The organism is Rhizorhabdus antheiae, from assembly GCF_049889055.1.
Lineage (GTDB): Bacteria > Pseudomonadota > Alphaproteobacteria > Sphingomonadales > Sphingomonadaceae > Rhizorhabdus.
Genome location: NZ_JBLTWO010000007.1, coordinates 71,461 through 94,710, shown reverse-complemented (window position 1 = coordinate 94,710; position 23,250 = coordinate 71,461). Strand labels below are relative to the sequence as shown.

Annotated in this window: 25 protein-coding genes and 1 tRNA gene; 9 read left to right on the top strand and 17 right to left on the bottom strand. The window is 65.0% G+C overall.

From position 1 onward, the window contains the following. Positions 1 to 56 precede the first annotated feature (56 nt). The 3 genes from erpA (at position 57) to ACNI3R_RS14170 (ending at position 2,050) form a co-directional block, all read left to right on the top strand. On the top strand, positions 57 to 392 hold the full coding sequence (gene erpA / locus ACNI3R_RS14180) for an iron-sulfur cluster insertion protein ErpA (RefSeq protein ID WP_374649504.1): 336 nt from the start codon (positions 57 to 59) through the stop codon (positions 390 to 392). A 59-nt stretch (positions 393 to 451) separates the two neighbouring features. Further along, positions 452 to 1,228 (top strand): exodeoxyribonuclease III, encoded by a 777-nt coding sequence (gene xth, locus ACNI3R_RS14175; protein WP_426184416.1) that lies wholly within the window; start codon positions 452 to 454, stop codon positions 1,226 to 1,228. 84 nt (positions 1,229 to 1,312) lie between these two features. Next, positions 1,313 to 2,050 carry a hypothetical protein gene (locus tag ACNI3R_RS14170; protein ID WP_426184414.1) on the top strand — a complete coding sequence of 246 codons (738 nt, stop codon included), beginning with the start codon at positions 1,313 to 1,315 and terminating at the stop codon, positions 2,048 to 2,050. Positions 2,051 to 2,054: 4 nt separating this feature from the next. Here the strand turns inward: ACNI3R_RS14170 and ACNI3R_RS14165 are convergent, their stop codons facing one another. The 6 genes from ACNI3R_RS14165 to lptF form a co-directional block, all read right to left on the bottom strand. Next, positions 2,055 to 2,351 carry a DUF1244 domain-containing protein gene (locus ACNI3R_RS14165; protein WP_426184412.1) on the bottom strand — a complete coding sequence of 99 codons (297 nt, stop codon included), beginning with the start codon at positions 2,349 to 2,351 and terminating at the stop codon, positions 2,055 to 2,057. Positions 2,352 to 2,376: 25 nt separating this feature from the next. Next, positions 2,377 to 3,009, bottom strand: coding sequence for a LysE family translocator (locus ACNI3R_RS14160; protein ID WP_426184410.1), 633 nt, complete (start codon positions 3,007 to 3,009; stop codon positions 2,377 to 2,379). A gap of 44 nt (positions 3,010 to 3,053) precedes the next feature. Beyond that, a complete protein-coding gene (locus ACNI3R_RS14155) occupies positions 3,054 to 4,202 on the bottom strand; it encodes an N-acetyltransferase (RefSeq protein ID WP_426184407.1) in 1,149 nt (382 codons plus the stop codon). Then, positions 4,202 to 4,909 (bottom strand): sterol desaturase family protein, encoded by a 708-nt coding sequence (locus ACNI3R_RS14150; protein ID WP_426184695.1) that lies wholly within the window; start codon positions 4,907 to 4,909, stop codon positions 4,202 to 4,204. The genes ACNI3R_RS14155 and ACNI3R_RS14150 overlap by 1 nt, the downstream gene beginning before the upstream one ends. Before the next feature lie 158 nt (positions 4,910 to 5,067). Further along, the gene (lptG, locus tag ACNI3R_RS14145) at positions 5,068 to 6,165 is read right to left on the bottom strand and encodes an LPS export ABC transporter permease LptG (RefSeq protein WP_426184404.1); all 1,098 of its coding nucleotides are present in this window, start codon (positions 6,163 to 6,165) and stop codon (positions 5,068 to 5,070) included. Beyond that, the gene (gene lptF, locus ACNI3R_RS14140) at positions 6,162 to 7,367 is read right to left on the bottom strand and encodes an LPS export ABC transporter permease LptF (RefSeq protein WP_426184401.1); all 1,206 of its coding nucleotides are present in this window, start codon (positions 7,365 to 7,367) and stop codon (positions 6,162 to 6,164) included. The genes lptG and lptF overlap by 4 nt, the downstream gene beginning before the upstream one ends. A 117-nt stretch (positions 7,368 to 7,484) precedes the next feature. On the opposite strand from lptF, the gene ACNI3R_RS14135 reads away from it, so the two are divergent. The 3 genes from ACNI3R_RS14135 to ACNI3R_RS14125 are packed head-to-tail and all read left to right on the top strand — an operon-like array spanning position 7,485 to position 9,912. Beyond that, the gene (locus ACNI3R_RS14135; RefSeq protein ID WP_426184398.1) at positions 7,485 to 8,003 is read left to right on the top strand and encodes a DUF2141 domain-containing protein; all 519 of its coding nucleotides are present in this window, start codon (positions 7,485 to 7,487) and stop codon (positions 8,001 to 8,003) included. Positions 8,004 to 8,006: 3 nt separating this feature from the next. Then, positions 8,007 to 8,978 carry a diacylglycerol/lipid kinase family protein gene (locus ACNI3R_RS14130; protein ID WP_426184394.1) on the top strand — a complete coding sequence of 324 codons (972 nt, stop codon included), beginning with the start codon at positions 8,007 to 8,009 and terminating at the stop codon, positions 8,976 to 8,978. Between the two features lie 10 nt (positions 8,979 to 8,988). After that, complete coding sequence (locus tag ACNI3R_RS14125; RefSeq protein WP_426184392.1) at positions 8,989 to 9,912, top strand: hypothetical protein; 924 nt, start codon at positions 8,989 to 8,991, stop codon at positions 9,910 to 9,912. A 22-nt stretch (positions 9,913 to 9,934) separates the two neighbouring features. Here ACNI3R_RS14125 and ACNI3R_RS14120 read toward each other — a convergent pair whose 3' ends face one another. The 3 genes from ACNI3R_RS14120 to ACNI3R_RS14110 all read right to left on the bottom strand — a co-directional run bounded on the left by ACNI3R_RS14120 (position 9,935) and on the right by ACNI3R_RS14110 (position 13,432). Further along, positions 9,935 to 11,920 (bottom strand): response regulator, encoded by a 1,986-nt coding sequence (locus ACNI3R_RS14120; protein ID WP_426184389.1) that lies wholly within the window; start codon positions 11,918 to 11,920, stop codon positions 9,935 to 9,937. A gap of 61 nt (positions 11,921 to 11,981) precedes the next feature. Next, positions 11,982 to 13,193 carry a serine palmitoyltransferase gene (gene spt / locus ACNI3R_RS14115; RefSeq protein ID WP_426184693.1) on the bottom strand — a complete coding sequence of 404 codons (1,212 nt, stop codon included), beginning with the start codon at positions 13,191 to 13,193 and terminating at the stop codon, positions 11,982 to 11,984. After that, positions 13,190 to 13,432, bottom strand: a complete 243-nt coding sequence (locus ACNI3R_RS14110) for an acyl carrier protein (protein WP_165325042.1) — start codon at positions 13,430 to 13,432, stop codon at positions 13,190 to 13,192. Before ACNI3R_RS14110 ends, spt begins: the two co-directional genes overlap by 4 nt. Before the next feature lie 259 nt (positions 13,433 to 13,691). Here ACNI3R_RS14110 and ACNI3R_RS14105 point away from each other — a divergent pair, with 259 nt between their 5' ends. Next, positions 13,692 to 14,234, top strand: coding sequence for a Pycsar system effector family protein (locus tag ACNI3R_RS14105; protein WP_426184386.1), 543 nt, complete (start codon positions 13,692 to 13,694; stop codon positions 14,232 to 14,234). Between the two features lie 9 nt (positions 14,235 to 14,243). Here the strand turns inward: ACNI3R_RS14105 and ACNI3R_RS14100 are convergent, their stop codons facing one another. From ACNI3R_RS14100 to hspQ, 8 genes are all read right to left on the bottom strand, one after another. After that, positions 14,244 to 15,149, bottom strand: a complete 906-nt coding sequence (locus tag ACNI3R_RS14100; RefSeq protein ID WP_426184383.1) for an NAD-dependent epimerase/dehydratase family protein — start codon at positions 15,147 to 15,149, stop codon at positions 14,244 to 14,246. Beyond that, complete coding sequence (gene proB / locus ACNI3R_RS14095) at positions 15,146 to 16,270, bottom strand: glutamate 5-kinase (protein ID WP_426184380.1); 1,125 nt, start codon at positions 16,268 to 16,270, stop codon at positions 15,146 to 15,148. The genes ACNI3R_RS14100 and proB overlap by 4 nt, the downstream gene beginning before the upstream one ends. A gap of 2 nt (positions 16,271 to 16,272) precedes the next feature. Then, complete coding sequence (gene obgE / locus ACNI3R_RS14090) at positions 16,273 to 17,310, bottom strand: GTPase ObgE (RefSeq protein WP_426184377.1); 1,038 nt, start codon at positions 17,308 to 17,310, stop codon at positions 16,273 to 16,275. A 72-nt stretch (positions 17,311 to 17,382) separates the two neighbouring features. Then, entirely contained in the window at positions 17,383 to 17,952 is a 570-nt protein-coding gene (locus tag ACNI3R_RS14085; protein WP_426184374.1) for a TetR family transcriptional regulator, read from the bottom strand. Positions 17,953 to 18,098: 146 nt separating this feature from the next. After that, a complete protein-coding gene (locus ACNI3R_RS14080; RefSeq protein ID WP_426184372.1) occupies positions 18,099 to 18,671 on the bottom strand; it encodes a GNAT family N-acetyltransferase in 573 nt (190 codons plus the stop codon). A 175-nt stretch (positions 18,672 to 18,846) separates the two neighbouring features. After that, positions 18,847 to 19,116 (bottom strand): 50S ribosomal protein L27, encoded by a 270-nt coding sequence (rpmA, locus tag ACNI3R_RS14075; RefSeq protein WP_165322770.1) that lies wholly within the window; start codon positions 19,114 to 19,116, stop codon positions 18,847 to 18,849. A 27-nt stretch (positions 19,117 to 19,143) separates the two neighbouring features. After that, positions 19,144 to 19,503, bottom strand: coding sequence for a 50S ribosomal protein L21 (gene rplU / locus ACNI3R_RS14070; RefSeq protein WP_426184368.1), 360 nt, complete (start codon positions 19,501 to 19,503; stop codon positions 19,144 to 19,146). A 161-nt stretch (positions 19,504 to 19,664) separates the two neighbouring features. Continuing rightward, positions 19,665 to 20,033 carry a heat shock protein HspQ gene (gene hspQ, locus ACNI3R_RS14065; protein WP_426184691.1) on the bottom strand — a complete coding sequence of 123 codons (369 nt, stop codon included), beginning with the start codon at positions 20,031 to 20,033 and terminating at the stop codon, positions 19,665 to 19,667. A gap of 148 nt (positions 20,034 to 20,181) precedes the next feature. Here hspQ and ACNI3R_RS14060 point away from each other — a divergent pair. Together ACNI3R_RS14060 and ACNI3R_RS14055 are read left to right on the top strand one after the other, a co-directional pair. Next, a tRNA-Ser gene (locus ACNI3R_RS14060) sits at positions 20,182 to 20,271 on the top strand. A gap of 149 nt (positions 20,272 to 20,420) precedes the next feature. After that, entirely contained in the window at positions 20,421 to 23,123 is a 2,703-nt protein-coding gene (locus tag ACNI3R_RS14055) for an ATP-binding domain-containing protein (protein WP_426184365.1), read from the top strand. Positions 23,124 to 23,250: the final 127 nt, after the last annotated feature.

Sequence of the window (23,250 nt, the reverse complement as noted above, 5' to 3'; positions counted from 1 at the left end):
GGGGAGAAGGGCCGCCGGCGATTGTCGACGGCCTTTTTCATGCCTATCTTAGGGCCATGGAAGCAACCACAGACATCGACCTCACCCCGTCCGCCGCAGCACGGGTGGCGATGATCGCCACCAAGACCGGCAAACCGCCGATCCTGCGTCTCGCGATCGATGGCGGCGGCTGCGCCGGTTTCCAGTATAAGTTCGAACTCGCCGATGCTCCCGCCGACGATGACATCGTCACGGTTCGCGACGGCGTTTCGCTGGTGGTGGACCCGATGAGCCTCGACCTCGTCCGGGGCGGCGCGGTGGATTATGTCGAGTCGCTCGGCGGCGCGGCCTTCCGGGTGACCAACCCCAACGCGGCTTCCGGCTGCGGCTGCGGATCGAGCTTCTCGATCTGATCCCCTGATCGCACTTCAGCACGGGTGACGTCGGCGCTGCAGCGCGCTATCCCGACACCATGAAGATTGCGACGTTCAACATCAACGGGATCAAGGCCCGTCTCCCCCGGCTGATCGAATGGCTCGAGCAGAAGGCGCCGGATGTCGCCTGCCTGCAGGAGATCAAGACCTCCGACGAGACCTTCCCGATCGCCGATATCGAGGCGGCGGGCTATGGCGCGATCTGGCATGGACAGAAGGGCTTCAACGGCGTCGCCATCCTCGCGCGCGGCGCGCAACCGGTCGAACGGCGCAAGGGCCTGCCCGACGATCCCGACCCCAGCCACAGCCGCTACATCGAGGCCGAGGTCGACGGGGTCATCGTCGCCTCCATCTATCTGCCGAACGGCAATCCGGTTCCGGGGCCTAAATTCGACTATAAGCTCGCCTGGTTCGATCGGCTGATCGACCATGCCGGCGCGCTCTGGGCGACCGAGAAGCCGGTGGTGCTGGCGGGGGACTATAATGTCATCCCCACCCCTTCGACCGACGACGTCTTTTCGGAGCGGGCGATGGCCAGCGATGCGCTCACCCAGCCCGAGAGCCGCGCGGCCTTCCGCCGCCTCTGCGCCGCCGGCTGGACCGATGCGCTCCGCACCGTGCATCCGCACGGGCCGGTCTACACCTTCTGGGACTATCAGGCCGGCGCCTGGCAGCGCGACGCCGGCTTCCGGATCGACCACCTGATGCTGAGCCCGGCGGCGGCCGACCGGCTGGTCGATGCGGGCGTGGACAAGGACACGCGCGGCCTCGAAAAGGCGAGCGACCACGCGCCGACCTGGCTGAAGCTGCGGTAGAAGGACAGCGGCGCCAAGGTATCGGCGCAACCATAACGTCTTTCCTGCGGTACATCGGCACAGAGATGCGAAAGGGGGACGGAGATGGCGAGCAGGGCGGATGCCGCGCGGGCGATGAGCGCGGAGCGGTGGTTCTTCGGGGGAACGGCGATCGCGATGGCGGCGTCGATCGTGATCGGCTTCCTGCCGTCCTATTATCTGCGTGGCGTTATCGATCCCGGCCACCCTATCCCGTCGCTCACCCCGCTCGTCCACCTGCACGGGCTGATCTTCACCGCCTGGATGCTGCTCTACGTGACGCAGGTGCTGCTGGTGTCGGCAGACCGCCGCGATCTGCATCGCCGTCTCGGCATGGCGACCGTAGGGCTTCTCCCAGCAATGATCGCGATCGCTCTGGTTTCTGCGCTCTATCAGGTCGGCCGCGCCTCGGGGCCGCCGATCGTCTCGCCGCTGAGCTGGCTTGCCATTCCGTTGATCAGCGTTCCGGTCTTCGCCGGGCTGATCGGCGCAGGCCTCGCCAGGCGATGGGATTCGGCCAGCCACAAGCGCTACATGTTCCTGGCGATGATCGAGATGACCAGCCCCGGCTTCGGCCGCTGGCCCTGGCCCGCCTTCGTGCCCGGTCCGGTCGTGATCTTCGGGTTCAGCGACCTGTTCCTGATGGCGCTGATCGGCTGGGACCTGAAGCAGCGCGGCAGCATCCATCGTGCCACGCTGATCGGCGGCGGGATCATGGTCGGCTCGCAGGTCGCGCGCTTTGCGGTGTGGCAAACCGAACCCTGGCTCGCCTTCGCCCGATGGGCGGCAGGACTGGTCGGCTAGACCCTCATTCGCTGCGGTTGCGCGCCACGCTCGCCTCCATCCGGGCGAGTTGCTCGGGGGTCGCGGCGGGCTGGCGCGCCTTCCACTCCGCATAGGGCATGCCATAGACCGCCTCACGGACTTGCTCTTTGCCGATCTCGCCTGCAGCCGCCTCGGCCAGCCAGTCGGAGAGGCAATTGCGGCAGAAGCCGGCCAGCCCCATGAGGTCGATGTTCTGCGCGTCGTCGCGATGCTGGAGGTGGCGGATCAGCCGGCGGAAAGCGGCGGCGGCGTGGCGGTCGTCGATATCGTCGATGGTCATCGTCTCTCTCCCGATCGGGCGGATGTCAGCGCTGCCGCCATGCGAGCAGCGAGAGGCCGAAGGCAATGAACAGCGCCCCGCTCACGCGGTTGACGAGCCTCTGCCATTCCGGCCTTTTCAGATAGCGCGCCAGCGTGCGTCCGCCCGTCGCATAGGTCATGTACCAGGCGGTCTCTATCACGACGAAGGTCGCGACGAGGATCGCGAACTGCGGGGCCTTGGGCAAGGCCGGGCTGACGAATTGCGGAAAGAAGGCTGCTGCGAAGATCAGCGCCTTGGGATTGCTGATGCTGATCAGGAAGCCCGAGCGGAACAGGTCGGCGGGGCGCAGGACCGGCCCGGCAGACGCCTCGCCCGAAAGCTCGACCGGCGCGCTGTCGTCGCGCCAGCTCTTGATGCCGATCCAGATCAGATAGGCCGCACCTGCCAGCTTGATTGCGGTCAGAAGCTCGGGAAGCGCGGACAGCAGCGCGCTCATGCCCATCGCCGAGACACCGAAGAGCAGCAGCAGAGCGAGCATGCAGCCCGCCATGGTCGCGAAAGCCCGCACGAAACCATGCCGCATGCTCTGCGTCATGACGTGGAGCATGTTCGGGCCCGGCATGGCGGACACGAAGAAGGTCGCCACGACGAACACCCACCAGTTCTGCAACGACATCTGCGCCCCCGCTCTCGCACCGAACCGCCCCCTGGACGGACGGCTTACAGGTCCTTGGAATAGATGCGGTAGACCTTGTTGATGCGACCATCGATCGTCTCGGCGATCGAGCGCATCCCCTGATTGTCCTCGAGAATCCAGCCGAACTCGCCGCGCGTCGCACCATAGTCGGCGACCGAATCTCGGCGGATATATTCGATCATCATGAAGGCCAGCTGCGACGCGAGGCGGGTCGCCTGCAGCTTCTTGACGACGCCCATCAGCGGCACGCGCATCGTCCGTACCCGGGGCTTGCGCAGACGGCGGAGCAGTTTGATCCAGTTGAACGGGAACAGGCTTCCGCCGAAATCGGCGGTCATCTCGTTCAGGTCCGGCAGCGTCATCATGAAGGCGACCGGTTCACCATCGACCTCGGCCACGCGGATGAGATCTTCGAACACGATCGGCTTGAGCTTCTTTCCGGTGTGCGCGATCTCGGCCGGCGTAATGGGAACGAAGCCCCAATTGTCCGACCAGGCATCGTTGAGGATCGACAGGATCAGCTGCGCTTCATCATCGAACCGGCTTTTGTCGACCTTGCGAATGCGGATGCGCGCATTGCGCTCGCCGGAGCTCACGATCCGTTGGACGAGCGGCGGGAAATCCTTCGTGATGTCGATCTCGAAGGTCAGCAGATCCTTGACGCCCCGATAGCCGAGCGCTTCCACCCAGCCCTGATAGGCGGGATTGGCGTGGCCCATCATCACCGTCGGCGGATGATCGTGACCCTGGATCAGAAGGCCCGGCTCTTCCCAGATCGAGCAGCTGAGCGGCGCCATAGCGCTGGTCATGCCCTTGTCGCGCAGCCAGCCTTCGGCACGCTCGATCAGCGCCCTGGCGACCTCCGCGTCGACCGCCTCGATCATGCCCCAATTGCCGATGCCGGGCCCACCGCCCTGGTCGGCGGGCATGGTAAGCCAGAGATGATCGATATGCGCCGAGATCCGCCCGACGAGCTTACCGCTGCGTTCGGCCAGGAACAGCTGCTGATCGGCATGCTCGTAGAACGGATTCTTGCCGGGCGTGACGAGTTCCATCGCCTCCATGCGCAACGGCGGGATCCAGTTCGGATCGCCGCTGTTGAGCATATAGGCGAGATCGACGAACCGCTTGCGGTCGCCCTTGCCGGAGACGGACCGGACGGTGACAGTCATCAGTGCGGGATGCGCTGGCTCGGATGGCCCATGGCGACGCCGCCGGAAAGCTGTGCGACCCACGGATAGCGCTCGGCAACCTCGGGGGTATAGCCGAGGTTGAACACCGTTTCGCTCTTACGATCCTTCAGGATGCGATCGTAATAGGTGCCGAACAGGCGATCCCAGAAATAGCTTGTGATGCCGAAATTGCCGCGCTCGTCATGGAAATGGTGCGCCATGTGGCGCGCCTTCATCGTCATGACCCACTTCATCTTCGGCTTGTAGGCCAGGTGCTGGATGCAGTGGAAGAACTCGTACACGCAGGTCGTGATCAGCCCCGTGGCGAACGCTGCGAGCGCAGCGCCGACGCCGCCGATCGCATAGCCGATCGGAGCGGTCGCGATGGCGATGGTGGGTAGCGTGGTGTGCAGCGCGCCGAACAGGATCTCCAGCCGGTTGGGGTCCTGGTGATGATCATAATGGATCCGCTTCCAGGTTGCGGCCAGGAAGGGCACCTTGAACATCCAGCGGCTGTGCAGCACCCAACGGTGCAGGCAGTACCAGACCAGCGGATAGACGAACACCGATACGCCGATCGCGGCCAGCGTCGGCACCAGCGGCGCCGGATAGCGGAAATAGAGCCCGATCGAGATGGCTGCACAAAGGAGATAGCCGATGATCGCCGGATATTGGAAATAGGCGACCCATAGCTCCTTGAGCGTCATGCGATCGAGATGGTGCTCCTTCGACCAGAAGCCAGGCTTAATGGCGGACAGCTTCACGCTTAACCTCAATGAATGATGTCGGCCCCTCGTGGGACCACATATGGCATTGCGATCTGGATTGGCAATGCGGCGCTTTTGCGACGCTCGCGAGACGAAAGCTATTCCTCGGTGCGGATCAGCACCGTTTCTCCGATCAGGAGGAACAGCAGGAAAGGCGCCCAGGCGGCGAGAAAAGGCGGATAGGCCCCGAGATTGCCCATCGCGAGCGCGAAATTGTCCGCAACGAAATAGGCGAAGCCGAGCGCCATGCCGATCACCGCGCGAATGAACAGCCGCCCGGAACGGGCGAGGCCGAAGGCTGCGACCGCCGCCAGCAGCGGCATGAGCACCGCCGAGATCGGTCCCGACAGCTTGTGCCACAGCCCTGCGCGCAACGGCCCCGTCGGCCGTCCGGCCGCCTCGAGATCCTGGATCGCCGAACGCAACTGAAGGATCGACTTGGACGCCGGATCGACGCTGGACAGGGTGAAGCGGTCGGGCGTCACGCCCTGCGCGAAGGCGAAGACCGGCAGCGTGGAGGTGGTGCCCACTGTGACGTCGAAGCGGCTGGCATCGGCAATCTGCCAGCCGCCGGCCTTCTGCACGCCCAACTTGCCCTTCACGATCGAGAGCAGGCGGCCACCGTCGCGATCGTAGATCGTGACCTGGTCGAGCTGCGTCTGCGCCCCACGACCACGGGCCGCCATGGCATGGATCAGGTCGTCGCCGTCGCGCACCCAGACATTGGACACCACGCCCCGGTCACGCGGGATCGGCCCATAATTGGCGTTCTGCCAGGCGGTAAGCGTGGCGGTGGAGCGGGCGACGACCCGCTCGTTGAACATGAAGGACAGGGCCGCGACGCCCAGGCTTGCCACCACCAGCGGCGCGAGGATCTGATGCGCCGACACGCCGGCCGCCTTCATCGAGATGATCTCGCTGTTCTGGTTGAGCGTGACGAAGGTGATCAGCGTCGCCAGCAGCGCCGCGAACGGCAGGAAGCGCGCGATGATCTGCGGCGTGCGCAACGTCGCATAGAGCCAGAGCTCCGCATTGCCATTGCCGGGATAGGCGAGGATGTCCCCCGATTCGCCGAGAAGGTCGAGCGCCAGCAGCACGATGACCAGCGCAGCCAGCACCGAGACGAAGCGCACGAGGAACATGCGCGCCATGTAGAAGGTGATCGTCCGCGACGCGAAGAAGCTGGCACCGCTCATGCGCGACCCTTTCCGCCCACTCGACGAATCCACCCGGCGACCGCTTTGGCCGCCTTGTCGGCGGCGCGTTCCAGCGCGCCGATCGGCTGCCCGCCCGGCACATAGGCAATCGTGCGGTACATCCACCAGACAAGCCCGGCGAACAGCAGGAAAGGCACCCACAGCGCAATCAGCGGATCGATCCGGCCGAGCGCCGCGACCGAAGCCGCATATTCGTTGATCTTGTGCTGGGTCACGATCATCACGATCGACAGGAACACCCCCAGCGCCGAGGACGAGCGCTTCGGCGGCACCGCAAGCGCAAGCGCCAGCATCGGCAGCAGGAACATCGTCGCCACTTCGACCAGCCGGAAATGGAATTCGGAGCGGAACTGGGCCCTCTGCTTTGCCGGGGTCTGCGGCTGGTATGCGGTCACGACCAGCTCGGGCATCGTCATCTCGAGGTCGCGCCCGCCACGCTGGCGGAACGCCTCCATCTTCGGCAGGTCGATCGGCAGGTCATGCCCGACGAACTGGAGCACGCGCGGCTCCTTGAAGCTGGGCGCGTCATGGACCAGCACGCCCTTCTGCAGGCGCAGGATGATCGTGTCGGGATCGTCGGTCGCCAGGAACTGCCCATGCTCGGCGGTCACGGCGAGGCTCTTTCCGTCGGTCCCCTCGGTCATCAGGAAGATGCCCGTGAGCTCGCGTCCGCCATCCCGGCTGCTCTCGACCCGGATCGTCATGCGCTTGCCGAGCCTGGTGAACTCGCCGACCTTGATCGACGCGCCCAGCGCGCCCGAGCGCAGTTCGAAGCGCAGGCCTTCATATTTATAGCGGGAATAAGGCTGGATGAAGCCGACGATGGCGAGGTTCATCAGCGCCAGCCCGATCGCATAATAATAGGGCACGCGCAGGAGGCGGCCATAGCTCATTCCCACCGCGCGGAACACGTCGAGTTCGGAAGACATGGCCAGTTTGCGGAAGGCCAGCAGGCAGCCCAGCATCAGCCCGATCGGGATGCCGAGCGACATATATTCGGGAATCAGATTGGCGAGCATCCGCCACACGACGCTGACCGGCCCACCCTCCGACACCACGAAATCGAACAGACGCAGCATCTTGTCGAGGGTGAGCAGCATCGCTGCGATCACCAGCGTCGCAATCAGCGGCGTGGCGACGAGACGGGCGAGATAGCGGTCCGTAAGCGTGTCAAATCTCAACTTTTCGACGCCCCATGACCATGTTCTGGCCGCAATCGCAGCCCACTTTCCGACTCATGGGGGCATGTGCCGGCCATGCGTTCGCGCTTGGCTATAGCTTCCAGGAGTAATGAGGTCATGTCGAAACTTGTGGCGGGGATGGCTGGACTGATGATCGCGATGGGCATGCCCGTCGCGGCCGGTGCCGCCGTGCTCGGCCCCGACGCAGCCGTCTGCAATGGTAATTCGCCTGCAATTCTCGTGCATGTCGAGGGCTTGAAGAAGCGCAGCGGCACGCTGCGCGTCCAGTCCTATGGCGGCAATCCGAAACATTATTTCGACAAAGGCAGCTACCTCCGCCGCATCGACGTCCCGGTTCCCGCATCGGGTCCGGTCGACATCTGCGTCAAGGTTCCTGCGGCCGGCGCCTATGCGGTCTCGGTCCGCCACGATGTGGACGGGTCGGGCAAGACCGGCATGGAGGATGGCGGTGGCATGTCGGGCAACCCCCGGCTGTCGCTGTTCGACGTCCTCTTCAAGCGCAAGCCGGATCCGCAACGGGTTCAGATCGAGGTAGCCGGAATGACGAAGGTGTCGGTCGTGATGAACTATGTGAAGGGCGGATCCTTCGGCCCCGTCGCCATGGCGGCTCGCTGAGCGATGGCGGCCGTAGCGCTCCTCTCCAATCCCCGCTCGACGGGCAATCTGTCGATGCTGCCGCGGATGCGGAGTTTCTGCGCCTCGCAGAGCGACATCTTTCATTATGAGGTCGAGTCGGTCGATCAGATCGGCGAGGCGCTACGTACCATTGCCCGGGTCAATCCCAAGGTACTCGTCGTCAACGGCGGCGACGGCACCGTCCAGGCCGCGCTGACCGAACTCTATCTCGGCAATCATTTCGACGGTTCGCCGCCACCGGTCGCCGTTCTGCCCAATGGCAAGACCAACCTGATCGCCCTCGATCTCGGCGCGGTCGGCGATCCGATCGCCGCGCTTCAGCGGGTCATGGACATCGCGCGCAGCGGCATAGAAGAGCATGTGGTCGTCCGCGAACTGATCGCATTGTCCGACGGGTCGGACGGATCGCGCCCGGTGCTGGGCATGTTCCTCGGCGGGGCCGGCCTCGCCGATACGATCCTCTATTGCCGCAACAAGATCTACCCGCTCGGGCTGCCGAACGGGATCAGCCATTTCCTTACCGCAATCGCGGTGATGGTCACGCTGATCCTGGGCATCCGGACCGCCTTTCTGCCACCGGCGGCGCGCCCGCTGAAGGTATCGATGATGCGCGCCGGGCAGATCCAGGGGCGTTTCTCGCTGCTGATCGTCACCACATTGCACAAGCTGCTGCTCGGAAGCAGCACCGGCGGCAGCGCCGCATCGGGTGCGCTGCAGCTGATGGTCGTCGAGCAGCGTCCGCTGCCGCTGCTCCGCGCGCTGTTCGCCGGAATCTTCGGCCGGGTCGGCCGCGACCGGATGGACGGTGTCCATTTCGAATATGGCGACGAGATTCAGATCGAGGGCGAACGTTCGAGCGTGATCCTCGACGGCGAAATCTTCCAGGCCGATGCGGGCAAGCCGATCATTCTCAAGACGACCCCGCCCGTCCCCTTCCTGCGCCTGGCCGCCTGATCCCAGCCTGATGTCGCTCGAAAAGCTGGTCGCGGCGGAGCTGGCCGAGCCTGTCGATCCTCGGGTCGCGGCCATGGCCGAGGCATTGGCCTCACGCTATCCCGATGCCGCCCGATCGGTGCTGTTCTACGGGTCCTGCCTGCGCGAGGCCAATCTCGACGGGCTGATGCTCGACTTCTACCTGATCGTGTCGGACTATCGCGCGGCCTATGGCTCCGGCTGGCTGGCTTTCGCCAACCGCCATGTCCCGCCCAATGTCTTCCCATTCGAGCATGACGGGCTGATCGCCAAATATGCGGTGCTGAGCGAGAACGACTTTGTCCGCCTCGCCTCCTCTGCCACCCGGAACGTGTCGGTCTGGGCCCGTTTCGCCCAGCCGTCACGCCTAGTCTGGGCATCCGATGAGAGCGCCGCTATGCATGCCGCGATGGCGATTGCCGGTGCGGCCCCTGCTCTGCTGTCGGCCGCCCGGCCGCTCCTTGCAGACCGGCTCAGCGTCGCCGCGCTGTGGGAGGGCGCCTTCGCGCTGACCTATGGCGCCGAACTCCGCGCCGAGCGCAAGGGGCGGGCCTCTTCGGTCGTGGGGGCCGATCCCGCACGCTATGCGCGTTTCACCGCCCCTGCTCTCGCCGCCGCCGGCCTCGGCGCTGCCGTCGAGGGCGACATCGTCAGCTTCGCCGACACCATAAGCTCCGCCGAACGCAAGGCAGGTGAGACCATCTGGCGCCAGCGCCGGCGCGAGGGCAAGGCGCTGACGCTGGTCCGGCTCGCCAAGGCCAGCACCACCTATGCTGGCGGCATCGACTATCTCGCCTGGAAGATAAACCGCCATGCGGGCGCCGCGATCGAGATAAAGCCGTGGCAGCGGCGCTGGCCGATCCTGGGCGCGCTGGCGCTGCTCCCCCGCCTGATCCTGCGCGGCGCGGTGCGCTGAACCAGCGCGCCTTTCCGGTCGTTCAGGCCGCCTGAGATGCCGCCCGGCCAGTATGCCGGCCCATCGCCCGGCCGATCGCGTTGCCGAGCGCCGAAATGGTGAAGGGCTTGCGCAGCACCTCATGGTCCGCGAAATCCTCGCTCTGCCCGGCCTCGCCGACATAGCCGGTGACGAACAGCACCGAGATGTCGGGATAGTCGCGGCTGATCGTCGCGATCAGCTCGGGCCCGGTCATCCCCGGCATCATCACATCGGTCAGCACGAGATCGAAGCTCTGCCCTTCGGCCAAGATGGCGAGCGCTTCCTCGCCCGAACTGCAGGCGCGCACGACATGGCCGAGTTCGGTCAGGCCCGCCCGGGTGGACGCCTGGACGCGGGGATCATCCTCGACCAGCAAGATATCGAGTGCGCCAGTATCGGGCCGCGCCGCGACGGTCATGTCCATGGCGCTGCGCTGCGCCGCCACGCCATGATGGCGCGGCAGGAGCAGCGAGATGGTCGTCCCCTTGCCCAGTTCGGACGCGATGCGGACGTCGCCCATCGACTGACGGACGAAACCGAAGATCTGGCTGAGGCCGAGGCCCGTCCCCTTGCCGACCGGCTTGGTGGTAAAAAAGGGCTCGAAGGCGCGCTCCATCACCTGCTGCGACATGCCGCAACCGGTATCGGCAACGCTGATCCGGACATAATCGCCCGGCTTGAGCCCGCCGCTCGTCGTCGCATCGAGCGTGATATCCTCGACCATGATGTCCAGGCAGCCAGCCCCCTCCATCGCATCGCGGGCATTGACCGCCAGATTGAGGATCGCATTTTCCAGCTGGTGCGAGTCCGCCCAGATCGGCCATGCCGCGCGGGTCGGATGGACCTCGACGACGATCCGCTCGCCCAGCGTTCGGTCGAGCAGCACCTTCATGCCCGACACCAGCTTCGCCGGCTGGACCGCATCGGGCAAGAGCGGCTCGGCCCGCGCGAAGGACAGCAGCCGCCGGGTCAGCGCCGCCGCCCGGTCGGCGCCTTCCAGCGCGCCGTCGATATACATGCCCGCCTCGGCCGGCTGCTTCGCCAGCTTCCGCCGGGCGAGATCGAGGCCTCCCACCACGACCGAGAGCATATTGTTGAAGTCGTGCGCGATGCCGCCGGTCAGCTGGCCGACCGCCTCCATCTTCTGCGCCTGCGCCAGTTGCGCTTCGGCCCGGGCGCGCGTCTCGCTTTCTTCGAGCAGGCGGCGATTGGCTTCGCTCAGCTCCCGGGTGCGCTCGGCGACCGCCGCCTCCAGCTGCGCCGCCCGATCCAATTCGACTTCCATGGCTTCAGCCGCATGGGCGCGCTGGGCCACGGCCGCCGCCGCGAGCCAGCCCATCAGGATAGCGAGGCCCATCAGCGAGAGGCCGAGCACCGACAGAAGGGTGGCGAACCAGTTGGCGCGCTCGGCAGAGAAAAGCGTTGCTTCGGATCGCTGCCCGAGCCGCTCGCGCTCGCGCGCGGCGATCTGTTCGAGCGTCTCGGATATGGCGCGGACATTGGGCGACTTGCCCGCCTTGCTGAACATGCCGATCGCGTACCAGCCCTTGCCGACATTGGCGAAGGCGGCGGCGGCGGCGAGTTCCTTCTCGCGATCGGCGGCCAGGGCTTCGAGCTTGCGGACCAGCTGCTGCTGGCCGGGCTGGCCCGACGTCAGCCGATCGAGCTGGCGCAGCTGGCTCATCGCCCTGCGCCATTCGTCGTAGAAGATCGTGCCGACCTTGCGATCGCTGCTGACGACATATCGAGCCAGCGCCGCTTCGGAGCGCGCCATCGACGCATCGAGCGATCGCGTGAGCACCATGATGTCGTAGCTGTGCTGCTCCCGCTGCAAGGCCGCATCGCGGGCGTCGTTCGACCGCGCGACCATCGTCACGACGGCGACCAACAGGCCGATCGCCACCACGACCAGCAGGGCAACCGCGATCGATCGCCGCGTGCCCTGCGACAGGTTCCGTATCCACGCGACGGAAGCGTTGAACGTCATGACCGTCTTGTATCGCACCCGGAGCGACCGGGATAGTCCATCCCGGCTCGTCCCGCGCCGCTCAGGCTATGACGCCGATCGCCCGTCCCGCGCTCTCGAACATCGCAAGAATCTGGTCGACCTGCTCGTCCGTATGCTCGGCGCAGAGCGAGCAGCGCAGCAGGAAGGTGCCCGCTGGCGTCGCTGGCGGCCGCGCCGTGTTGACGTAGAGGCCAGCTTCGAGAAGCCCCTGCCACAGCGCCACGGCTTGCGCCATGTCGGTCAGGATCACCGCGATGATCGCCGACTGGGCGGTCTCGGTGCCGAGCTTGTAGCCCATGTCGCGCAGCCCCTGATGCAGCCGGCGCGAATTCTTCCACAGATGGGCGCGCTTCTCGCCCGCATGCATCAGCTTGCGGATCGAGGTCGCGGCGGTCGCGACCACCGACGGGGGCAGCGAGGCTGTGAAGACATAGGGCCGGCAGACGAGGCGCAGCACTTCGAACTTCGGATGGTTCGAGACGCAGAAACCGCCGACCGTGCCGACCGACTTGGAGAAGGTGCCCACGACGAAATCGATGTCGTCGGCGACGCCGGCTTCTTCGAACACGCCGCGGCCATGTTCGCCGAAGAAGCCCATGCCATGGGCCTCGTCGCACAGGATCATCGCGCCATGCTTTTTCGCGACCGCCACCATCTCGGGCAGCGGGGCGATGTCGCCCATCATCGAATAGACGCCCTCGAGCACGACGAGCTTGCCCGCCTCGACCGGCAGGCGGCCGAGGCGCTTGTCGAGATCCTCGACCGAATTGTGGCGGAAGCGGACGATCTCGGCATCGCCCAGCCAGCAGCCGTCATAGATGGACGCGTGGCTGTCGGCATCGAGGATGATGTAATCGCCCTTGCCCGCCAGGGTGGAGATCATGCCGAGATTGGCCTGATAGCCGGTCGAAAAGACAATGGCGTGCTTGGTGCCGTAAAATTCCTTCAGCGCCTCCTCGCACTCCCGGTGGCCCTGATAGGTGCCGTTGAGCACGCGGCTGCCGGTCGTACCCGCGCCATATTCGTCGAGCGCAGCCTTGCCGGCGGCGATGACATCGGGGTCGAACGTCATGCCCATATAGTTGTAGGTGCCCAGCAAGATGGTCTTCTTGCCGTTGATCAGCGCCTCGGTGGGCGACAGCACCTTTTCCATGACGATCGCATAGGGATCGCGGACCCCGGTCGCGAGCAACGCCTCCCGCTCGGCGATGAGCGGATCGAACTTCGAGAAGAGATCGGTCGCCAAGGTCAGCCCCGCAGCTTCATGACGGCATCGACGAGCTGTCCGACAGTCTCGATTTCCGCCTGCATGTTCATCGTGATGATGATGTCGAACTCGTCCTCGACCGCAGCGACGAAGTCCATCACCGTCAGGCTGTCCCACTCGAGATCGCCCGCGAAGCTGGTCGCGTCGGTCAGGTCGATCCCCTTCTTGTTGAAGGGCTCGATCTGCTCGGCCACGCGGGTGAAGGTATCGTCTCTGCTGCTCATCATCGTTCCTCAGTGCGATTGCGCGACCGTCCCCCTGGGACCGATCGCCTCACGCGGCGAAATGGCGATCCACAAGCGCGGCACCGGCATTGCCCGTTCCGTCCGCTCTAGGATGACAGAGCCGCGCTTGCCAAGCGATTGCGGCGGCTTCGCGGCAGAGCGGAGGCGGGAGCCAATTTTCGGCCGATGTGTCACGAGAATGTCTCTTTGCCGCTTGGATGGCTCGTGCCATTACCGATGCCGGCAAGCAGGGGGGAAAATGGCAGCCGACGAGACAAGAGCTCCACCGCGAGGACAGTTCGCGCCGGACGCGGTCCATCTCCTGCGCACCGCCCAGCAGATCCAGTATCAGCTGAGCCAGATGGCCGATCAGAAGGCCAATATGCTGATGGGCGCCACCTTCGTCATCTTCACGATCACGGTCGGGCAGCTGAAAGCCGGCGGCCAGGCCCCCGTCGCGCTGATGATCCTTGGTGCGGCAGCCTTTCTTTCGGCGCTGCTCGCGGTGATGGCGGTACTGCCCTCGACCAAGGTCCCGCCCCGCGCCAACGGTCCCGCGAACATGCTCTTCTTCGGCTCCTTCACGCAGATCGAGGAGGAGGAATTCGTCCAGTTCGTGCTGGATACGGTCACCGACAGCGACGCGGTCTATGCGGCCTTCGCCCATGACATCTACCAGAATGGCCGCGTGCTCGCCCGCAAGAAGTACCGGCTGCTGGGCTATGCCTATCGGGTCATGCTGGGAGGACTTATCCTCAGCTTCATCGCCTTCATGGCGCAATTGATGGCCAATTTCGGCTGAACGGCAGGTTCAGAGCCAGCCCTGCGCGCGATACCATGACGCGGTAGCGTCGAGGCCTTGCCGGGCAGCCACCTCCGGCCGCCAGATCGATGCCGGAGGACGGGTCCGCGCGACCCAGTCGGGATGGCAGAAATATCGGACACGATCGCCGGTCAGCTTAGCCTTGTCGCCGAGCCTGTGCCGTTCGACGAAGGCCGCCAATTGCAAAAGCAGCTTCGGCATGGACAAGGTGAGGAGCCTGGGCCGACCTACGGCTGCACCGATCATCCGGCCGAATTGCTCGTGCGAATATCCGCCGGTCTCACCGTCGTCCGGCTCGTAGATCTGCGCGTGGCTTTCAGGCGCATCCACAAGGGCGACCAGAAGCCGCGCCAGGTCGCCGGCCTCGATCAGCGACAGGCGCCCTTTCGGTGGCAGCGGCAGGATTCCCCGGCGTGCAGCGACGCGGAACAGCTCCAGCATCTCGCGGTCGCCCGCGCCGTAGATCGCCGGCGGCCGCACGATCGTCCAGTCGAGCGAGGACTGGACGACCATCGCCTCGGACGCGCGCTTCGACCAGCCATAGTCGGACAGATCCGGCTCGCGCGCAGAGAGCGACGAGACATGAACGAAGCGGCGCACGCCGGCGGCTTCGGCGGCAGTGATCAGCGAGGCCGTCCCGGTGACATTGCCCTCGACGAAGCCTGCCAGGGTCGGCGCGTTGATCACGCCCGCGACGTGGATGACCGCGTCCACGCCATCGACCAGTTCGCCGAGCGCGACATGATCCTCGAGCGTCCCGCGCAGCCATTCGACATTGGGCTGCGGCAACTGCGCTCTGCGGGTCAGCGCGCGCACTTCATGGCCCGCTTCGGCCGCGAGACGCAGCACATGCCCGCCCAGGAAGCCGGTGCCCCCGGTGACGGCGACGATCACAGCAGCACCATATGATCGCGGTGGACCAGCGCCGAGCGCGGCGCATAGCCGAGCAGATCTTCCAGCGCCTCGCGCCGCCGACCGACGATCTTGGCCGCATCGTCCGCGTCATATTCGGCGAGGCCGCGCGCGAAGGCTTCACCTTCCGGGCCGCAAATATCGACGACGTCTCCGCGCGAGAAGCGTCCCTGCACGCCCGTCGCTCCCGCCGCCAGCAGGCTGCGCCCTTCGAGCAGCGCCGCCGCCGCGCCGGCATCGACCATGACCTTGCCCTTGGCCGTCAACCGGCCGGCAAGCCACGCCTTGCGTGCGCTGCCGACGCGGCTGCCGACAAACACCGTACCGCGTCCATCGGCATCATAGGCCGCCAGAGGATGGTCGCGTTTGCCCGAGATGATCGCCAGATGGGCGCCCGACCGCTGCGCGATTCGCGCGGCCTCCAGCTTCGAGATCATGCCGCCCGAGCCCATCCCAGACGCCGATCCGCCATCGGCCATGGCCCGGATGCGCGAGTCGATCCGCGCGACCTCCGGCACCAGGCGGGCCGTCGGGTCGCGATGAGGGTTGGCGGTGTAGAGTCCGTCTATGTCCGACAGCAGGATCACGCCGCCGGCTCCCGCCGCCTGCCCGATCCGGGCGGCGAGGCGATCATTGTCGCCGAAGCGGATTTCCTCGGTCGCGACCGAATCATTCTCGTTGATCACGGGGACGACGCCGAGGCTCAGCAGGCGATCGAGCGTGGAGGCCGCATTCAGATAGCGCCGCCGATCCTCGAGATCGTCGAGCGTGACCAGCATCTGCGCCGCGGTCAGTCCCTGCTGATTCAGCAGTTCGGCCCAGCAATGGGACAGCGCGATCTGCCCGGTCGCGGCAGCCGCCTGCGCATCCTCAAGACTCGCGCGTCCGCCCTTGGCCAGGCCGAGCCGCCGTGCGCCCAGCGCGATCGCGCCCGAGGACACCACAGCGATCTGCTGCCCCGCCCGATGCCGGGTGGCGAGATCGGCGACGACGCCCTCCAGCCAATCCCGCCGGACCTTGCCATCGGGATCGACGAGCAGCGCCGAACCGATCTTCACGACCAGTCGGGAACAGGCGGCGGGAGCGAAGTGGCTGGCGGACATCGTCAGATCGGTGACCAGGGCTCGTCATTCTCGTTGGCGGCGGTCGTCTCGGGCGCCGGCCCGAGAATCTCGATGATCTGGTCGAGCACGGCGGGAAGCCCTTCTCCACTCGCGCCCGACAGCAGCATCACCTTCGTGCCGCTCTTCTTCGCGAGCTTCTTGGCGAGCTTGTCGAGCGCCTTGGGTTCGACCGCATCGATCTTGTTGAGCGCCAACACCTGCGGCTTGTCCGCCAGACCCGCGCCATAGGCGTCAAGTTCGCCGCGCACGATCTCATAGGCGTCGACCGGGTCGTCTCCGCTCGCGTCGACAAGATGCAGCAGCACGCGGCACCGCTCGATATGGCCGAGGAAACGGTCGCCGATGCCCGCGCCGTCGGCTGCGCCCTCGATCAGGCCGGGGATGTCGGCGACGACAAATTCCCGTCCCTTGTGGCTGGCGACGCCAAGTTGCGGCCTGACGGTCGTGAAGGGATAATCACCGACCTTCGCATTCGCATTCGACACCGCGTTGATGAAGGTCGACTTGCCGGCATTGGGCAGCCCGACGAGGCCGCAATCGGCGAGCAGCTTCAGACGCAGCCAGACCCAGGCTTCAGCACCCGGCCAACCGGTGCCATGCTGCCGCGGCGCGCGGTTGGTCGACGTCTTGTAGCTGGCATTGCCGCGGCCACCATCACCGCCGCGAAGGAACACCTCGCGCTGTCCGGCGACGATGAAATCGGCCAGCACCTCGGACTTGTCCTCGGACAAGATCTGCGTGCCGACCGGAACCCGGATCACCAGATCCTTGCCGCCGGCACCGGTACGGTTGGAGCCGGCGCCGCCATGGCCGCGCTGTGCCTTGAAATGCTGCGTATACCGGAAGTCGATCAGCGTGTTGAGACCGGCGACCGCTTCGAAGATGATGTCGCCACCCTTGCCGCCATGGCCGCCGTCGGGGCCGCCATATTCGATGTACTTCTCACGCCGGAAGCTGACAGCCCCGGGCCCGCCCGATCCCGAGCGTATGAAAATCTTCGCTTGATCCAGAAAATGCATCGCGCGCCTTTATACCAATTGGCGGCGAAAAGAACCCGTCGGCATCAGCGAGAGCAAGAATAGGGGAGACTGTTACCAGCCGCGCATCACCCGCAGTTGCTGGGCGAGCGTCTGACGCGCCGAATCGCGCGGCAGATCGAGCGCTTCGGCAATCGACTCGCCGAGCAGCCCTTCACCGAGCGCGGTGAGCACGAGGAGATGTGTGATCTGCCTCAGAGGTGCACCGCGATATTCGCCGAGTTCCTCGACGACGGTGTGGACAGCTTCGAGGATCGGCACCAGCCCTTCGCGCTCGCCCGTCAGGACCATCCAGGACACGAGTGCGGCAAGGCCCTGCTTCTCGAAAATGTCGAAGGTGATGTCGACGACTTCGCGCAAGTCGCTCTCGCTACGCCGCGCCTCGATCACCTTCTGCTCGATTTCTGCGACCGCGCGGCTGACCACCATCTCCGCCATCGCGCGGCGAAGGTCGCCGGCGGATCCGAAATGATGCAGCACATTGGCGTGGGTGCGGTTGATGCGCTTGGCGACGGCCATCAGGGTTACGGCCTGCGGACCTTCCTCGATCAGGATGGTGCGCGCCGCATCGATTGCGCGGAACCGCATCTCCTCGGTGGACAGGCGCAGACGGCTATGTGGCATCAGCGGCCCCCCTTAGGCCGTCCCGGCGAAAAGCGGCCAACCAGCCCGACCGCCGCTCTCGTCGCACTAGCATAGCCGCCGCCGGGCGGGCCCAGCATTTTCTGTCATGGAAGCAAGCAAGGCTTTGGCGCTGCGCCGAAAACGGCTCAGGCAGCCAGCGCATCCTCACGGTCGTAGCCGATGCTGGCATCCTCATCGACGCGCGTCGTCGCAAAGGCGCGCCGTTCGAACTCGACGCTGTTCACCACCGCGTCCCGCGCCCGGCAGACGCGCGTACCGACGCTGCCGGTCGGCTGGAAGCCCAGCTTGGCCAGCACACGACCCGATGCGGCGTTGTCGGCGAAGTGACCGGCACGCAGCTTCGGCAGGCGAAGACAATTGTCGGCGATGTCCATCATCGCCCGGCCGGCTTCGGTCGCAAAGCCCAGGCCCCAATAGGAGCGCGCGATCCAGTAACCGAGTTCGACGCCTTCGTCGGTCGCATCGAAAGCGATGCCGCCGACGAGACGCGGAGCACCAAGCGTGCGCGCGAAGATCAGGAAATTGGGGAGCGGACCATGGTCAGCCGCCAGAAAAGCCTCGGCGTCGCCCAGCGTGTAGGGCCAAGGCGCACGAGCGAGCCGCGATACGATGGCGAAATCGCCGATCGCCGCTGCCAGAGCCGGGCCATCCTCTCTCCAACCGGGACGCAGCAACAGCCGCGGGGTACGAGCGAACATTTCATTCTCCCTTATCGCTGCCCCGGAAACGCCTTTGAACCCAAAAGGTTACAGCGGGGCGACAGTTTTCTGAGGGAGAAAAATAAAAAGGGAGAGGTGCGACCCTCTCCCTCATCGGTCCGGCGTGCCGGACCCTCGGGTCGCCTCTCCGGACGACCCGCGACGGATCATCCGTTTATTCAGCCGCCTCGGCGAACGCCGCGACGCTGACATATTTGCGGCCAAGCTTGCCGCTGTGGAATTCGACGCGGCCTTCGGCGAGCGCGAACAGCGTGTGATCCTTGCCGATGCCGACGTTGCGGCCCGGATAGACCTTCGTGCCGCGCTGGCGGACGATGATGTTGCCACCGATGACGGTTTCGCCACCGAACTTCTTCACGCCAAGGCGACGACCAGCCGAATCACGACCGTTGCGCGAAGAGCCGCCTGCTTTCTTATGTGCCATCTCAAACTACTCCGTTTGGCTCTTCGATCAGGCTTCGGCGGCGGCCGGAGCGGCGGCCTTTGCCTTGGAAGCCTTCTTTGCCGGGGCTTCGCCGCCGATCGAGAGAATCTTCAGGATCGTGTGCTGCTGACGATGGCCGTTGCGGCGACGATAATTATGACGGCGACGCTTCTTGAAGACGATGACCTTCTCGGCCTTCGCCTGAGCGATGATTTCCGCCGAAACGCTGAGGCCCTTCACGTCCTTCAGCTCAGCACCCTCACCCGCGAGAAGAACGTCGTCCAGCGACACGGTCGAACCCGCGTCACCCGGAATCTTCTCCACGACGATCTTGTCTCCCGCGGCAACGCGATACTGCTTGCCGCCCGTGCGCACGATAGCGAACATGGCCCTCATCACTTCTTCAAAAGCTGTTAGCGCGGATGCGAAGACACCAGGCCATCACCCCACACAGGAAAGCGGCTCGCTAGAGGTGGGACGTCGGAAAGTCAACCTTTATGCGACTCTCCGGCAAAAACCCCGCAGGCCCTTGGCCCGGCCTCAGCGAATCAGTGCCGGTGCTGGCGACGCAGCTGATAGCGCCCTTCCGAGAAACCCTCGAACAGCCCCGCGATCGCCGGGTGGTCGACCAGTTCGTCGCTGTCGTCGCGCATCAGATTCTGCTGGCTGACATAGGCAATGTAGCTGCTGTCGCTGTTCTCGGCGAACAGATGGTAGAAGGGTTGGTCCTTGGCCGGCCGCATGTCGGCGGGAATCGATTCGTACCATTCGTCCGTGTTGGCGAACACCGGATCGACGTCGAACACGACTCCGCGAAACTCGAACAGCCGGTGCCGGACCACGTCGCCGATCGCGAAACGGGCGTGCGCCACGGGCGGAGGCGTAATTCCCTGGGGAAGGATGCCGGGGGTCGGCATGGCGGAAATGGTCTTCTCAATCACAGGAATAATGTAGGGAAGTCTCCTCCACATGCAAGCAGGCGCTTGGCAAGCGCGAAACTCTGGGCTAATGGCCCGCCCCTGTCGACTGGCGGACGGCTTCACGGCCCGTTCGTTCCACCTCTGCGGAGAGGTGCCGGAGTGGTCGATCGGGGCGGTCTCGAAAACCGTTGTGCGGGCAACCGTACCGTGGGTTCGAATCCCACCCTCTCCGCCAGCCACCATTTGTCGTCGTATCCCGCCATTTCCCGCTCATGGGCCACAGCGGCTACGCCGACGCGGCAGGCGCGACCATTTGATTCGATTAATCACTAGATTCGGTAGCGCAGCCAAACCATCATACCTTCATCGACAAAGGGGGAAATGATGGCATTGGACGAGCAGCGGCAAGAGCAAATCAAGATCCTGTCGGCCGATATACTGCAGATCCTCAAGCGGATCGCCGAAGAAGCCCGCGAACAGCTTCGTAAGCGCAACGCTATTTCGGCCGACAAGCTAGCGCAAGGCAATACGCTCAATACGCCCGCTACGATCGATTCCTTCAATCGGATCGCGCGCGAAGTCGCCGAAAGCAATGCGCGCCTCGCCGAGGAACCGGCTATCGCGCGTGTAGTCGCGGTCGACGACGAAGACAATGAGGCCATCTATTTCATCTCACGTGGCGCATCCTCAATGAAATCGGAGGGCCGCCAGCACTATTGCAGTCACTACGCGCCCGCCGGCGGGCTGGCCTCGATACCCCCCGGAGAAACGCTGGACCTGCGCAAGGGCGATCGGGTCGTAACGCTTGAGGTCATCGAGCGCACGCTCCTCCATCCGTCCGAGACCGGCGACGGCTGGGATTCGTTCGACACCGAATTCCAGGCCGATCAGCTTGGGACGATCACGATACAATCGTTGCTCCGCCTGCTCACAGAGGCACTGCCGGAAGATGATCCGCTGGCCGCGATCGAAAAGCTGATCGCGGCGGCCGAGGCTGGCGACAATGTCATCGAGGGGCGGGTCCGCAACATTATCAGAAAAGCGGAACTGCGCGACCAGGCTGTCCTCGACCGGTACCAGAGCGAGATATTCCGTCTTCCCATCGACAGCCAGTTGGTGATCCTTGGAAGTCCCGGCACGGGCAAGACCACGACACTGATCAGGCGGCTCGGCCAGAAGCTCAACTATGTGGAGTTGCCTGAAGAGGAGAAGGCGACGATCGATACTGCCGCCTCGGTCGTGCCGCACGGCAGCAGCTGGATCATGTTCACGCCGACCGATCTGCTGCGCTCCTATCTGAAGGAAGCGTTCAGCCGCGAGAACGTACCGGCAAGCGACAACGTCGTCCGGACCTGGACGGTCCATCGGCGCGACCTCGCTGGCAACAGCTTCTCACTCTTGAGGACCAGCGGCGGCAGTGGCGGCCGCTTCATCGCGCGCGAGAACGCCGGGACGCTTCTGCCGGACGCGGCCGACCAGATCGCCTGGTTCGAAGACTTCAACACGTGGCAGACCGAGGCGTTTTGGGCCGATCTGTCGACCGCCGCCGATCTTCTAGCCGAGGCGAGCGCCAACGATGTCTCGTCCATTGGAGGCAGGTTGAAGGCCATTCTCGGTCGCACGGCCACGACCGATACGCCATCGACGATCATCGCGCTCGTCAGCTTCAATGCCGAAATCCGAATCCTCATTGAGCAGCTCAACAGCGAAATTGATGAGGCCTATAAGCGCGCGCTTACCGCGCAAATGCGCACCGATCCGCAGTTCTTCGCCAAGCTGACCGAATTTATGAACGGCTTGGCCGACGTGGGCGATCAGATCGACGACGCCGACGATGATGACGGTGACGAAGACGAGGAAGAACCCGCCCGGGCCGTCACCGGCCCGGCTGCGGCGCGAAAGGCTTTCAACGACGCACTGCGCAGGCAGGCCCGCCAGCACGTCACCCGCCGCCGTCCGGGACGGAGCGTAGCTGCTCAGGTGCTCGAATGGCTCGGAGACCGCGGCTTCGCCGAGGGCGAGCGCGAGACCGTCGGCCGCACTTTACTTCTGCTCCAGGCACTGCGCCGGTTCTCCAACCCAGTGCGCGCCCTCGTGCGCGGCGTAGCAACGCGATACGCACGCTTTCGCCGAATCCGCCGCTCGGAGAATCGCTGGTACACCGAGGCCGGCGCCGGGCGCCTCGCTGACGACTTCGAGATCGACATCATCCTGCTGGCGATCCTTCGCGCCGCCAACGGCCTGCTCGCCGACGCGCGTATCTCACGCGCAGCCGACCAACCGGCCTATGCGGCGCTCGCGTCAATGCTAGGCGCGCAGCGCAACCAGATCCTCGTAGATGAAGCGACCGATTTCTCGCCCGTCCAGCTCGGCTGCATGCGGGCGCTCGCCTCATACCGGACGAACTCCTTCTTCGCGTGCGGCGACTTCGATCAGCGGATAACGCCCTGGGGCAGCAAGCGTCGCTCCGACCTTGAATGGGTCAGCCCCGGGATCGAGATAAGACCGGTGTCGATCTCGTATCGGCAGAGCCGGCAGTTGTTCGACTTCGCCCGCGCGCTTGCAGCGCTGTTCGAAAACCACGGCGAGGTCGAACTGCCTCCCGAAATGAACAACGACGCCGTCGATCCAATCCTGCTGCTCGACACGCCAGACCTAGACGACGTCGCTGCCTGGCTGTTTGCCCGAATTGCCGAGATCGAAGGCGCAATGAAGGGGGAACCCCTGCCGACCGTCGCGGTGCTCGTGCACGAGGAAGCGGCCGTCCGGCCGATGACCGACGCCCTGAACCGCGCCTTCACCGACACCAACCTGCGCGCCATTGCTTGCGTCGATGGCCGGATCATCGGCAACGACGATGAAATCAGGGTCTTCGATGTCAAGCACATCAAGGGGCTTGAGTTCGAGGCGGTCTTCTTCGTGGCGATCGATGCGCTGGCCGATGCGAAGCCTGATCTGTTCGACAAATATCTCTACGTCGGCGCGACGCGCGCCGCGACCTATCTGGGCATCACGTGCAATCGGCATTTGCCGAGTCGCCTTGAGGTGCTCAGGGGACTCCTGTCGACGGACTGGAAGCCGATCTAGCAGGGACAAGCGGGCCAAGAAGGTATGCATCCGCCTTTCCGCCTAACCGTGATATGAGGCCCACTCGGTCTATCGTAGTGCAATAGCGTAGGTATAGTGCTCATCTTCATCGGGTGTGACCCGCCAT